The following is a 13536-nucleotide window of genomic DNA, read 5'->3' as shown; positions in this document are numbered from 1 at the left end:
ATTAACTTGTCTAAAAAAGGCAAAACTGCAAAACTAAAAGCTACAGTATTACCTAATAACGCTTATAACAAGTCAGTTACTTGGAAATCAAACAACACTAAAGTAGTTACTGTAGATAGGAACGGCAAAATCAAGGCAACAACAAATAAGGGTACAACTTATGTAAATGCTATTGCAAAAGACGGTAGAAAAATCAGAACAAGGATACTTGTTGTTGTAGGTAAAAAGGTAAAGAAAATCACTTTGAATAAATCTTCAGTTACTCTTAACAGGGGTGCAAAGAATAGAACTTTCCAATTAAAGAAAGCTATTAAGAATAAAAATGCTACTTATAAAGGTGTAAGTTGGTATTCATCAAATAAGAATGTTGCTACTGTAAACAGTAATGGTAAAGTTACAATCAAGCATAGAGGTAAAGTTGTAATTACTGTAAAGGCTAAGGACGGTAGTAATAAGTCAGCAAAGTGTAAATTTACAGTAAAGCAACTTGTTACAAAGTTATCATATAACAATAAGAAACAAGTTAAAGAAGTATATAAAAATAAGACTATTAAATTTGCAGTTACAGTAGTTCCTAGCAACGCAAACAATAAAGGTTTAACTTATTCTTCTAGTAACAAAAAAGTTGCTACAGTTAATTCAAAAGGCGTTGTTAAAGGTATTAAGGCAGGTACAGTAACTATTACTGCAAAAGCAAAAGATGGTAGTAGAAAAGTAGTAAAACTAACTGTTAAAGTTAAAAATCCACCTATAAGTGATAATACAAAATTAACAATAAAGCAACTCAAATCTAAATCGATTGTCAAAAGACATTGTGATATGCTGAATAACTACTTTAAGTCTTGTGGTGCAACAATTGAACCACGATTAAAAGGTCAACATCAATGGTATGTTGAGGATACATCTAATTATTGTGTCGATAATTTCACATCTCTTAATGATTGGTATATTGAAACACTATCATATTGGATTCAAGAAATGTCCACTGATACTCTTAAAAATGACGGAGAGTGGAATGGATATACAGATATGAACAAGTGGGAAAAAGAAGTATTAGATTCATTTATATATTGGGATAAAAACGGTTACCCAAAGTACCGAAAGAATCTAATTTTAGATAGCAAATACAACGGTTTTGATTGGGTAGTTAATACTGAAACTCCAAAAGATTCAAAATTTTTAGTTTATGTTGATTTTGAAAAATTTAAAATCAATGGTAAAGATTATAAAGATAATAAAGGAAATCAAGAGTATGTAATTAAGTTCTATTACAACTGGCAATCTATTGAAGATTATAATAACCACAAAGACCCAAGAGATTAAAATATAATAATCGTGTATTTACACCGATTACTTTAATAAAAGTGGTCGGTGTTTTCCTTTTGTCAAAATTGACAAATTTTCAAAAAAACAGAAAAATATTGCAAATTTAGGTTGTCAAAATGCAAAAGTCACGGAATATAAGTAGGAGGTAATAATATGTTTTGTCGCTCACCAACTTAATAAACTTCTATAAAATACGAAAAAAGGAGGAAAATAAAATGAAAATCTTATTATCAATTAATAAGAAAGCTATTGCCTTATTGTTATCATTTTTAGTGATTTTAAGTTCATTTTCTTTGATATATACTTCAAAAGTGTCAGCTGATACTACTAGAAGAAGCACCAATACTAAGATGATGTATCAAGACCCTTTTACTGCGAGTGGTTCTCATATTGTTGCAACTAAAAGCATTGCCGGTACTGACATAAAAAAGGTTCATCACGATTTTTTGTGGGATGGTGAACGGACAGAAGAAATAGAAAGATAGCGAATCAAGGTAAAGAAGAAGTCATCATCACGGTAACCGTAGGCGATTCGTTTAGCGACCTTGATCTTGTTGTTGAAGCCTTCGAGCTTGCCGGTGCTGATTGAGTAGATGGCATGGGTCGCTAAGCCAGGGAGCCGTTTTTCTTTTTGAACTGCAAACCGTACCAATGTGGGAATCTCACTTTCTTTCGTCGCCTGAAACCATTTTGTCCATCCGGCGACTGCTTGTTGGTAATCTGTCAATTCATAAAGTCTGCACATTTCCTCTTTCACGGCATAACAAACAGCAAGGTCGTGATGATCTTGCAGAATAGATTGTAATTGCTCGGTATGTTATCCGTGTTCCTGGATATTTGAAAGGTACTTCTTTTGTAAATGTTTCGTGGCAACAGTTGCATTGATATCTATGGATAAAGAAGTTCCATATGTGTGTAGTACCTCTCCATATTGGAATATCTTTGAGTTTGACTTGTCCGTTTTCATAAATATACACACTGCCTCCACAATAAGGGCACCGAACTGTCTGCGCTGACCTTATGCTTTCCAGAAACAGTATGCTTTTATCTTTTTAGGACTGATTCCTATATGTGTTCCTTTAAATCCTTGACTTTGATATCATCTAAATAGAGCATAGGTTTCTCTCCTCCATTGTTTGTCTCTTCAACTACAATTTTGGAGCTTCCTATGCTCTTTTTCAATATTTATTTTTGATTATCCCACATTTTTCCGTGATGAGGGAAAGTTTTAATACCTTATGAAATTACACTACTCTCAAACTTACTCCTTTCGTCTGATTAAAAACCGTTAGTTTTAATACCTTATGAAATTACACTACTCTCAAACTAGTTTGTAAATAGTCAATAAAAGTCAATAGTTTTAATACCTTATGAAATTACACTACTCTCAAACTGTAAGCTGTTCAAAACTCTTTCATCACAGTTTTAATACCTTATGAAATTACACTACTCTCAAACGTCTAACAATGACTGAGTGTGAAGGCTGTTGTTTTAATACCTTATGAAATTACACTACTCTCAAACTGTTCTAGTTCAGAAGAAACTTTTTCCATTGTTTTAATACCTTATGAAATTACACTACTCTCAAACCCTTGCGTATGATTTTCTTGCATAGTCAGAGTTTTAATACCTTATGAAATTACACTACTCTCAAACAACTTACCTAATCGGCTATAGAGCCAGTTGGTTTTAATACCTTATGAAATTACACTACTCTCAAACATTGGCTTTCCACAATGTTCACATATCCAAGTTTTAATACCTTATGAAATTACACTACTCTCAAACATTGGCTTTCCACAATGTTCACATATCCAAGTTTTAATACCTTATGAAATTACACTACTCTCAAACTGCATAAGCATAATTTGTCAATAGTTTTTGTTTTAATACCTTATGAAATTACACTACTCTCAAACCTCAAATAAAATGCACCCACTACATGTGCATGGTAAAAACATAAGATATTTCACTTAATTTTATTACATTTCTATATTATTTGTCAATCACCTCACATAAATCTTTATCAATTATTATTATTTCTTCCAGAGAAGTTATTTGATTTGGATATATATTTTCTATATCCACTAAATAAATATCGTGAGCAATAAGTGTGTTATAAAATGATAAAATCTCATCATTACTAAAATAAATATAGAGATTTTGTGTAATAAAGCACTTAATACCTAGATACTTATTTACTAAATTAATATACAATAAAAGTTTTTCTAATACACCTGAAGAATCATTATTAGGAGAGAAAGAAAATAGTTTTATAAAAGCACTTGTTTCTATTTCATCATTAAAAGTAAAATCAAATTCTTTTTCTTCACAAAGATTATAACAAAGTTTTGTACATAATTCTTTAATCATTGATAATTCATCAAAATACTTTGAATTACAAATAAATTCTAAATCACTATTAATTTTACTCATAAGTTTTTTATCAGCTAAATTAAAAGATAGTGCATTATCTATAAATCTAACTGATTTAGAAAAATCTAATGGTTTATAATCCTTTGAAAACACAAATAAGCCCTCTTCATCACCATTCTGTAAACTTAAAATAGTATTTCTAAACTGAATTTTATTTTCAATAACCAACAGTTTAATATTACTATTTTCAAATTTTACAGGATCTGTCATAAACTTATATAACATTCTCATAACATTAATAACCTTTCATCAGTATCTACTGTATCATTTGAATACTCACCGGAAATAATTTCCATCTTTGAATATTGTTTTTCAGTAATTGTAAGAATTTGAACAAGGCCTTCCGAAGGCTTGTTCTTTTTTACACTATCAATCATTCCTTTTGCATTTGTCTGATTTAATGCCAATCTCACATAAACAGACTGTTGCATCATCATAAAACCACTTTTAATCAGATACTTTCTGAACTTAGTATAATTTCTTCTATTTTCTGCTGTTTCTGTAGGTAAATCAAACATTACTAATACTCTCATAAATCTATAACTCATTTTTTGGAAACCTTATTAAAGATGAATTCTGTTCTTCTATTGCTGTAAAAACACTTTTACAATATATTTTTATTGTATTTAGAAAAGTTTGTTTTCGGTCATCTATTATCAACTCTTTATTAAGTAAAGAATAAATTAGCACTTTTTCTTCTTTATCAAATTTTACCGGATTACATTCCTTAACAATAGAATCAACAAAAGGTCGGAATGGTTCCATTAAATCACAACTTAAATTGTATTGATTAAACATATTATCATGAAATAATCCCAGTTGTGTTATGTAACCATTTGACACAACTTCCCTGTTAAAAGCAGAAAGTATGATACTATAACCATAATTAAGCATAGCATTAATGGGACAATCATTTTTTCTTGAAAAACTCTTTCCAAACAAAGCATTAAAATACACTTTTGCGGAATGACCTTCTCTATTGGTAGAATCATTAAACTCAATTTCATCAATATATTGTAATAATTGAGTATATTGAGGCAACTGAAATTGCTTTAATACTTTTGCTTGATTACTGATTTTTTCTGCAACAATATTTGTCCATATATACTGCTTGATATGGTCATCCCAATCAATCTGTTGTTTCAGTTTTAAACTCGACTTACAACTATCATAATATGGAGTTACTTCAAATGACGGACTATGCTTTTCGTCACAAAAAATAACTTTGACACTTTTCTTGGTTAATTCGTTTAGGAGAGCAACAGTTACTGCAACAGATGTACTCTCAACAATTAACATACTAATTTCACTAATATGTATCTTTGTAGTTTTTTCAACATCACGAACAACTAGATAACCAATAGAATAATCCAGTTTACAGGTTTTTGTTATTACTACTGTTCTCCGACTCATAGTTACTCTCCTAAATAATAAATTTACATGTTCAACAAGTCAATTTTCTTTTCAAATAATCCTGTTACTGACTGATTAACAAGGTAAATAGATTTTACATTTTTAATTTCAGTTAATACAGAATTAGAAGTAAGTGCACCAGATTTTTTAGCCAGACCTATTTTCGATAAATCTCCCATTAAAACGTTACAATGTAATATTTTTAAAATTTCATTTAAAACAAAACATTGTGTTCTTATATCAAGAGAAAGAAATACATCTCTCTTTTGATTAATCTTTTTTCCCATATCTGAATACTTTACTTTTAAAATTGTATTACACATTTTGTTCACTAAAGAATCAAATAAATCGATGTTTTCATCAAAAGAAACACCATCAAATTCAGTAATAGTATGATCTTCAGGGCTTTCAAGTAATTTTGTAATATTTCTTACATACAACTCACCTTTGTAACCTAAAACCAAAAGCATTGCTGATTTATATACTATTGTCTTACCACCATTTGACTTACTGCTAATATTCATTCTAAATCCATCAATTTCAATACAAGCATTGTACTTCACAATTGGAATAAGAATTTTCGGATTAACTAGACCTAATCTTTCTGTTAAATACTGAATAGGATTTCCTTCATATTCTTTTCTTAAGTAGCTATCGATAGGTACAAATTGACGACTTTTCTTTCCTTTCTTACCTTCAAATTCAACATATGAGAAGTAAGAAGAGGTTGGCTTATCATAACCACCGTACTTGTTAATATTAGAAAGTGGTGAATTTCCCTTTAACGGTGCTTGTCCTTTGCTCTTTTTAAGAGGTAAAACTTTAAAAAGTGCTCCATGCTGAACGAAAGAGTATCTCCTATAGATAGGATTATTCTTATTCATTGTTTTCTTAACAATATTCAAAGAATAATTATCTTCAGCAATCCATGCATTTTTAACATCATAACTAAACATTTTGTTCATACTATATTTCTTAGTCTGCAAACCCTTTATAAAGTTAATTCTATTATGAGTAAACCTTTCATTGTACACATTACCAACAACAATATTAAGGTATGCATCCTTTGCATGGTGCATATCATTGACTGTTCTGCATTTTAGCATATCGTATTTTTTTCTAAATTCAGAAGCATATCTAGCCTTAACATAAACAATTTCAGTATTTGGATATAAAATTTTAAGAATATCAGCTACAGCTTTGGTTGACTGTGAAGTTTCTACAAGTTGACGAGCAATAAAGTCGGAAAGTTCACTGTCTGTTAAGCTTGTTGACCTTGTAAGTCTTTCAAACTTTTTCTTACTGATTAACTCTTTAGAATAAAGTACATACCAAAAAGATTTCATCTTATCTCTAATAGACTTATCTAAAGGATAGTCATTATCCTTATGAGAGTTCACTGTTCTCTTAACTAATACACGGTTATCAAGGCTATCATCTTTTACCTTTGATCTAGGGAAAATATGATCAATATCATAGATATTTTGATTAAACAAATCTGAAATATCAATGCTTTCTCCGGTGTACATACATTTTCCAAATTGAGTGTAATACAAATACAACTTATCCTGTTGAAATTCATTGTCAGGTGTTTTCTCTAAACTTTCCCAAAGTTCACCGGAATCTTCTTTGCAATTTTTGTAAAGTTCTTCAAGACGCTTTTTACGAGAGTGTTTACGTCCTTTATCCCCTTTAACACCATCACTTCGAGTCATTTCCACAAATATCTTCTTAGGTTGGCTCTTTTGTATCTTCTCAATTTCTTTCATAATAAGTAAAGACTGATAAATAGGTCTTTTTATCTTTGGAGATACATATAATGCTTCTACCATTTTTCTAATAGAAGTACTGTTTTGAATTTCTCTATTAGCATTTTCTATGCTCTTTTGGAAATTATATTTTGAGCCTAAGAGTTCCATAAAATTATCATTAGTATTCCAAAGGGAATTAATGATATTATCCTTTACTTCACCGGTATTTTCATCAAAATCATAAATTTCAGTTAATAAATCTTTAGAAAATCTTCCCCAATCTTTATATTTTAACTTGCTTATCTTCTTAATATCATCATCAGATAACTTATCAGCAAAGTTTTTCTTCAATCTTTTTTTCAGTAACTTTTTATCGTCACCAAAAATGGTAATAGAAGAAATAATCATTTCCTTTTCTTCTAAATCTAAATCATAAGAAGAAAGTTCAATAGCTGAACGCATACTTGTTTTGAAGTCACCATCAATTCCTGTAATGTCAGGTGTTTCACCTGTCTTTGATTTGATATAATTTACAAGACTCTTTCTTGTCACTTTTTTGTGATGCATAAAAAGATCATTAAATATATCTTGCTTAAACTGAACATCAGGTTTCTCACCATCAAGACGCAAATTATTTAGTTCATTAAGAACCATAAACTTGCTATATAGAATTGAATTTTTAGGAATAACATCCCTATCAAATAAGTATGTACACTTACTTGTTAGATTAGTAATAAAAGCCTCTGCTGACTTTTCAACATCTACAACCTTATCAAAATTCCAAGGATAAATTTTTTCTTTACCTCTAATAAGCCAAGAATTATCACTATGAGTATTTAAAGGACCAACATAGTAAGGGATTCTAAACTGAAAAATCTTTAGAATTTTGTCACTAACAGAAATGCCATCACAATCTTTTTCACTTAGGAAAGGAAGATATTTTGAGGCATTATTCAGAATCATCTTTACTTCTTTTTCATTAACTTGCATTGGAATAACACCATTATCTTTTACCACTATCTTAGGCATAAAGGTGTTATTCTCAATTTTCAGGAACATATCTTCATAACCGGAATGGTCAAGATTCTTAAAGGACTTCAATAGGTATGAACAAAATTCTTCCTGTGTTGCTTTGTTCTTTCTTGCTAAAACTCCTGTTTTACCGTTTTCCTTATACTTTCCACTATATGAAGTGTAGTTTGGAATATCGGATGAAACCCTAAAAATTTCATCATACTTGTCAAAACATCTTTCTTTAACATAGTCCTTCAACATTCTCAAATCATTCTTATGTTCTTCATATGTTTTAACCTTAGCAAAAGATATATAAGATTCACCGTTTAGAATATCAGCTAAAACAGCCCAATCATAAATTGCTTTTACTTTTTCAATAAGTTCATATCTGTCTTGCAATATAGCAATGTAATCATCTTCATTTTCATCAAAACTGTTATCAAAAACAATTTTATTTTTTTCGGCATCATCCAAAGTTTTATCACTAAAAATAGTAGATAAAGTTCCTTTCAGTCCACAAAGCAAAGTAATAATCTCAACTTCCTGTGGGTTGTTCTTCTTAGTAATTTGAAAATAATTACTAAGTTCTTTTTTCTTAACACTTCTACTCTTGCTTTTATCCTTGAGAACATCAGCAACATTTGAGGAATCACTACATTCAAGTACAATACCCATTTCCTCACTTAAATAGGTAACTAAATCATCATAAAGAAAATCAAAAGAAGAATCACTATCATAATCAGAATTTAGATTATCAAACAAAAAGTGACCTCTATTCTTAATTAGATGATGCAATGCAAGATAAACCAATCTAATATCATGTGGATCCTCTCTTTCAATGAGATCCTTCCTAAGGTGATAAATTGTGGGATAAGCATTATGATAATCAACATCAGTATAATTTTTATCTGCATATACTGCATAAGGCACATTGGTTGATTTATCTTCAAGATAAAGATTACTTTCTTTCAGTCTTTGAAAAAAAGCAATATCTACTTTGGATATTTCCTCGTTAAACAGCATTTGTAACCATGCAATTCTTTGCTTCTTTCTATCAATTCTTTTTCTAGAATTTCTGAAAGTTCTCCTGTCAACAGCAGTATTACATTCATCAAAGAGTTCATAGCCCCACATAGACTTCCCATGGAATTTACATAAATTGTAGTAAAAATCAGACACTGCCCATCCTACTGATTCAGTACCTATATCAAAGCCAACATAATAATCTTTCATAAAAATTTCTCCTTTTGTATTGACAACTAAAAATTTTAAGTATATAATTAAGACAATCTTAAAACCTTATGAGATTACACTACGAGTTCAAATAAAAATTTATTCAAATCGTTGCATTAATTTGCAACTGTCACATTGTGTGATTTAAGACCTGCAAAAGCAGGTCTTTTTTTATTTTACTGTCCCATTTATGGGACTTATCTTTTGTAATTTTACACAGATAATATACTGTACATAATTATTTTTTATATATTTTAAATAATTTAGTGATATTATATCATAGTACAATAAACATTTCAATATGTATTTGTATTTTTTTAATTATATATTGAATTATATTCACAATTCATATATAAAAAAGACTCAAGAATTAAAAATTCTTGAGTCTTTTTATTCCGGCTCTATGTCAATAGTTGGGGTAAATCCAATAAAATGAAATAGATTAGATAGACAAGTGATAGTATTAAGCTATCACTTGTTTTTGCTTTTGTAGCGAAAACATATGTAAAATACGGTTACGAAATCTATTAAAATTTTGATAACCATAAGCATTCCTTTTTAGAACTTTGATTTTGTTGTTGCAGCCTTCTGTAAAACCATTAGTTATCGGTGTTAAGAATGAATTTAATATACCATTCTGCCAATTAAGCATTGTTTTTGCACATTTCTCTAAATGTGCAATTCCACTATCAAGTGCTGAATTTATCCATTCAGACATTCTTTTCTTGGCTTCTTCTCTGTCATTGCAATCAAGTATTTTGAGAAAATCTTCTTTAAACCAGTGTGCAATATTCAGGTTTGCTGATTTATACAACATAATATTTACTTGTTGCTTTTGTTCATCATTTAATTCATCAAATCGTTTTAATAACAGCTTTCTTGAGTGTTTGAAATACTTTCTTTCACTCTTTGGAAACTTCTTCTGTTCCTCTTTTCGTACTCTTTCAAATGCCCATATTATCTGCCTTATCCAATGGTATTTATCCACTACCTGTGTTGCATTTTTAAGCCAAGTTTCGGATACATTTGAATATGTTTTCCACATATCACTTACAAATAACTCAACTTCCATCCTGTTTTCTTTAGGAACTCCTTAAAATACTTGATTAAATCATACATTTATATATATGATAAATCTTGTTGTATATCTTTGGTATTTAGCAAGAAAATTATTATCTTCAGCAAACCTTTTTCCACATTTACAACGGTATCTTCTTTTCCTCAGATGAATATACACGAACTTACCAAAGGATGGAATATCCTTAATTAGTTGTACTCTGTAGTCATGAACACAATCTGTTACACAACCACAATTAGGGCACTTATGAGGTTTTCTTTCCAATTCACAATGAATATGGACCTCTTTTTCATTGCTTTCAATATTATTTATTATTATGCCTTGCAATCCTGTTAGTTTTTCGATAGAATAAGTGTAGAGCATAATTTTGACCTCCGTTCTGGTTTTTTGTCAATTCCATTTTAACGGATTTTTCAAATTTATGCTCTACTTTTTTATATTTTTTCGTAGGCTCTATTTTTCTTACCCCAACATTTATTATAGAGCCGAAAAAGACTGTTTCTCTTACAAGGGCAACCATCCCATATCCGCCGCCGAAGGTAAAGGCGCCGATTTTAAGAAAGGTGAGAAACAAAGTCCACGCTTTTCTCAGTCTACCCGCAGCATACGGTAACCGACGCCGATATGCGTCTGAATGTATTGTGGACTGTCCTTTTGCAGCTCCAGCTTTTTGCGTAGGGTCGCCATAAACACCCGCAGAGAAGCAATATCGTTTTCCCAGCTGCTGCCCCAAATCTGCTGCGTGATAAAGGTGTGCGTCAGCACCTTTCCGACATTATGAGAGAGCAGACACAAAAGCTTGTATTCAATCGGGGTCAGGTGCAATTCCTCCCCGTTTAAATAAGCGCAGCCGGCGGCATAATCAATTTTAAGCTCGCCGTTTTGGAAAATTGGTGAGTCGGTGTCACTGTTTGCCTGCAAAAGCAACAGTCTTCTTTGCGTGACACGAAGCCGTGCCAAAAGCTCCTCTACGGAAAATGGCTTTGTCAGATAGTCGTCCGCCCCGGCATCCAGCGCCGTGATTTTGTCTTTATCCTCGCTACGCGCACTGATCACAATAATGGGCATATTTGACCATGAGCGGATGCTTTCGATCACCTGTGTGCCGTCGATATCCGGCAGCCCCAGATCCAGCAGAACGATATCCGGGTTATGGGAGGTCACCTCCATAATGGCACCGCGTCCGTTCTCTGCAGTCAGATAGCGGTAATCGTGCGCCTTTAATGTTGTTACGATCAGATTGCGGACAGGACGGTCGTCCTCCACAACGAGAACAAGGGGTTTATTCATTCAGAGTCACCTCGCTAAGTGGTAAAGTAAAGGTAAATACACAGCCGTGCGGTACATTGTCGGCAAGCGTCAGCGTCCCGCCGTGCAACTCGACGATCGCTTTGCACAAGGTAAGCCCGATTCCAAAGCTTCTGCGGCTGTCTGCGACTGTGTTTTTTCCGGTGTAAAACATTTCAAAAATGTGCGGTTTCACATCGTCTGCAATTCCGTTTCCGTCATCGGCGACACGGATCACGGCATTCCCACCCTGTTTTTCGACACTTACGCAGATCTCGGAGCCTTGTTCGGTATATTTCAAGGAGTTGTCAATAAGATTGACGATGACCTGCACGATAAGCTGTGCGTCCATACGGGCAAGGATCAGATCGTCGCACCTTACCGTCACCTTGTGTCCGACCGATTTTTTCTTCAAATGCGAAACGGCTTCGTTGACCACTTCGTCCACAAGCTGGTCGGTAAGTTCCAGCTTTAGGCGTCCGTCATTCAGTCTTGTGACATACAAAAGATTTTCCACTACGCCGATCAACCATTCGGAATCGTCATAAATATCTTTATAGATCTGCTGTTTGGTTGCTTCGTCCAGGCAGCTTCCGTTATGCAAAAGCGTGTCCGCATTACCAGAAACGGAGCAAAGCGGCGTGCGCAGATCGTGTGAGATTGACCGCAAAAGGTCGGCACGCAGCTGCTCGCTTTTTGCAAGATCTGCCACCCGTTCCTTTTCGGCGGCGTTGTGAGCATTATCCATTGCCAGAGCACATTCGTTCACAACCGAAAGTACGATGCTGCCTTCAAATGAATCGGGCTTTTCGGGTTTCATCGGTATTCCGATCACCCCGTAGACTCTGCCGCCTGCACGGATCGCAAGATAAAGACATTCGGATTTTCTAAACTGTGCGGTCGTTGCTCCTGCACGGCAACCATTTTGAAACACCCATTCTGCGGTTTGCCGCTCTGCATCGCTTAGCAGCTTTTCAGCGTGTGTATCCTTTTTTTCGGCATACAGCCGACCGGACAACATTCCGTTTTCGCCTTTCATATAGGCAACAATGCTTCGGTCAAGCAGTCGCGAGAGCTGCATACAGGTGACGCTTAAAACATCATCGTTGCTTTTTGCTTTTTGCAGCAGACGGTCAGTGTCGAACAGCACCTGCACACGGAACGCGGAGCGAGCCGAGAGCCTTGCATGATCTTTCAGCTTCGAGGCAAGCGTGCCGGTGAGAATGGAAGATGCCAGCATGACTGCAAAGGTAACGGGATAGCCTACGGCATAGGTCTGAAAGGACAACCTGGGTTCGGTAAGGAAAAATCCGAACAATACAACACTTAGAAATGAGCCTGCCATACTGCAAAGGTATCCTTTGGTCAAAACGGAGATCATCAGCACACCGAGGATATATACCGTAACGATATTGGTATCGGAAAAGCCGAGATGATCGAACAGAAGCCCGATCGCCGTGCATACGGCAAGCGCCAGAACGGTCACGGCAATATTCCGCAGCGAAGGTATCTCTGTACCAAAGAACAGACGGCGTCTGTGAGGCTTTGTGTAGTTCAGCGTGTCTGGAATAATATGAATGTCAACATCAGGGGCGGAGAAAATCAGCTTTTCGGTGAGAGTTGGTATCCCAAACAGACATCTTCGTCTGGCGCTGCTTTGACCAATCACGATTTTTGTGACATCGGAAAGCCTGACATATTCCGAGATCTGAAGTGGTACATCCTCGCCATGCGTCATAACGATCTCGGCGCCGAGCTTTTGCGCGAGCTGTATGTTCTGCGAAAGTCGGGACTGATCCTCATCATTTATAACCGTATCCGTCTGCACATAGATGGCGGTAAATCTTGCATGAAGGACCTTAGCCATCTTTGAGGCGGTGTGTATGATCCTTGCATTGGACGGCGAAGAGGATAGGCAGACAAGGATATGCTCGTCTGCGCCTTTTTTTGACTGCTCGGTTTGTGTTTTCATCTGGTCACCGTCCTTTTGTTTTATTA

General features: G+C 33.9%; 9 protein-coding genes, 3 pseudogenes and 1 CRISPR repeat array. Of the genes and pseudogenes, 2 read left to right on the top strand and 10 right to left on the bottom strand.

Annotation, left to right across the window (positions count from 1 at the left end; all coding sequences use genetic code 11):
• Together WMO18_RS03970 and WMO18_RS03965 are read left to right on the top strand one after the other, a co-directional pair.
• On the top strand, positions 1-1323 hold a 1323-nt coding region (locus WMO18_RS03970), incomplete at its 5' end, for an Ig-like domain-containing protein (protein WP_367286379.1).
• 218 nt (positions 1324-1541) lie between these two features.
• Positions 1542-1811, top strand: coding sequence for a hypothetical protein (locus tag WMO18_RS03965; protein WP_211148620.1), 270 nt, complete (start codon positions 1542-1544; stop codon positions 1809-1811).
• Here WMO18_RS03965 and WMO18_RS03960 read toward each other — a convergent pair.
• From WMO18_RS03960 to WMO18_RS03915, 10 genes and pseudogenes are all read right to left on the bottom strand, one after another.
• A pseudogene (locus WMO18_RS03960) lies at positions 1763-2128 on the bottom strand (ISL3 family transposase); the annotation flags it as partial. The gene WMO18_RS03965 and the pseudogene WMO18_RS03960 overlap by 49 nt on opposite strands.
• Positions 2129-2551: 423 nt before the next feature.
• A CRISPR array of direct repeats spans positions 2552-3245; the repeat unit is 36 nt; unit sequence GTTTTAATACCTTATGAAATTACACTACTCTCAAAC.
• A 76-nt stretch (positions 3246-3321) separates the two neighbouring features.
• Positions 3322-3972: a type II-A CRISPR-associated protein Csn2 gene (csn2, locus tag WMO18_RS03955; protein WP_367286378.1), complete on the bottom strand. Its 651-nt coding sequence runs from the start codon at positions 3970-3972 to the stop codon at positions 3322-3324.
• A gap of 17 nt (positions 3973-3989) precedes the next feature.
• Positions 3990-4295: a CRISPR-associated endonuclease Cas2 gene (gene cas2, locus WMO18_RS03950; protein ID WP_367286377.1), complete on the bottom strand. Its 306-nt coding sequence runs from the start codon at positions 4293-4295 to the stop codon at positions 3990-3992.
• 4 nt (positions 4296-4299) lie between these two features.
• Complete coding sequence (gene cas1, locus WMO18_RS03945) at positions 4300-5175, bottom strand: type II CRISPR-associated endonuclease Cas1 (RefSeq protein WP_367286376.1); 876 nt, start codon at positions 5173-5175, stop codon at positions 4300-4302.
• 23 nt (positions 5176-5198) lie between these two features.
• Entirely contained in the window at positions 5199-9173 is a 3975-nt protein-coding gene (gene cas9 / locus WMO18_RS03940) for a type II CRISPR RNA-guided endonuclease Cas9 (RefSeq protein WP_367286375.1), read from the bottom strand.
• Between the two features lie 463 nt (positions 9174-9636).
• Positions 9637-10248, bottom strand: a pseudogene (locus WMO18_RS03935) (ISL3 family transposase); the annotation flags it as partial.
• 36 nt (positions 10249-10284) lie between these two features.
• Entirely contained in the window at positions 10285-10614 is a 330-nt protein-coding gene (locus tag WMO18_RS03930) for a transposase family protein (protein WP_248004684.1), read from the bottom strand.
• Between the two features lie 130 nt (positions 10615-10744).
• Positions 10745-10843 (bottom strand): annotated as a pseudogene (locus WMO18_RS10990) (chromate transporter); the annotation flags it as partial.
• Positions 10840-11541 (bottom strand): response regulator, encoded by a 702-nt coding sequence (locus WMO18_RS03920; protein ID WP_211147734.1) that lies wholly within the window; start codon positions 11539-11541, stop codon positions 10840-10842. The pseudogene WMO18_RS10990 and the gene WMO18_RS03920, both read right to left, overlap by 4 nt.
• Positions 11534-13510: an ATP-binding protein gene (locus tag WMO18_RS03915; RefSeq protein WP_211147733.1), complete on the bottom strand. Its 1977-nt coding sequence runs from the start codon at positions 13508-13510 to the stop codon at positions 11534-11536. The genes WMO18_RS03920 and WMO18_RS03915 overlap by 8 nt, the downstream gene beginning before the upstream one ends.
• Between the last annotated feature and the right edge of the window lie 26 nt (positions 13511-13536).

The sequence above is a fragment of the Ruminococcoides intestinihominis genome (assembly GCF_040096285.1).
In the GTDB taxonomy this organism is placed as follows: domain Bacteria; phylum Bacillota; class Clostridia; order Oscillospirales; family Acutalibacteraceae; genus Ruminococcoides; species Ruminococcoides intestinihominis.
The sequence above is the reverse complement of the archived record's forward strand: the minus strand, read 5'-3'. Positions and strand labels throughout refer to the sequence as shown.

What these genes read in the sequence shown, in the direction of transcription:
- WMO18_RS03915 (WP_211147733.1), bottom strand. Translation starts at nt 13,510, where the DNA reads ATGAAAACACAAACCGAGCAGTCAAAAAAAGGCGCAGACGAGCATATC.
- WMO18_RS03965 (WP_211148620.1), top strand. Translation starts at nt 1,542, where the DNA reads ATGAAAATCTTATTATCAATTAATAAGAAAGCTATTGCCTTATTGTTA.
- WMO18_RS03920 (WP_211147734.1), bottom strand. Translation starts at nt 11,541, where the DNA reads ATGAATAAACCCCTTGTTCTCGTTGTGGAGGACGACCGTCCTGTCCGC.
- csn2 (WP_367286378.1), bottom strand. Translation starts at nt 3,972, where the DNA reads ATGACAGATCCTGTAAAATTTGAAAATAGTAATATTAAACTGTTGGTT.
- cas9 (WP_367286375.1), bottom strand. Translation starts at nt 9,173, where the DNA reads ATGAAAGATTATTATGTTGGCTTTGATATAGGTACTGAATCAGTAGGA.
- WMO18_RS03930 (WP_248004684.1), bottom strand. Translation starts at nt 10,614, where the DNA reads ATGCTCTACACTTATTCTATCGAAAAACTAACAGGATTGCAAGGCATA.
- cas1 (WP_367286376.1), bottom strand. Translation starts at nt 5,175, where the DNA reads ATGAGTCGGAGAACAGTAGTAATAACAAAAACCTGTAAACTGGATTAT.
- cas2 (WP_367286377.1), bottom strand. Translation starts at nt 4,295, where the DNA reads ATGAGAGTATTAGTAATGTTTGATTTACCTACAGAAACAGCAGAAAAT.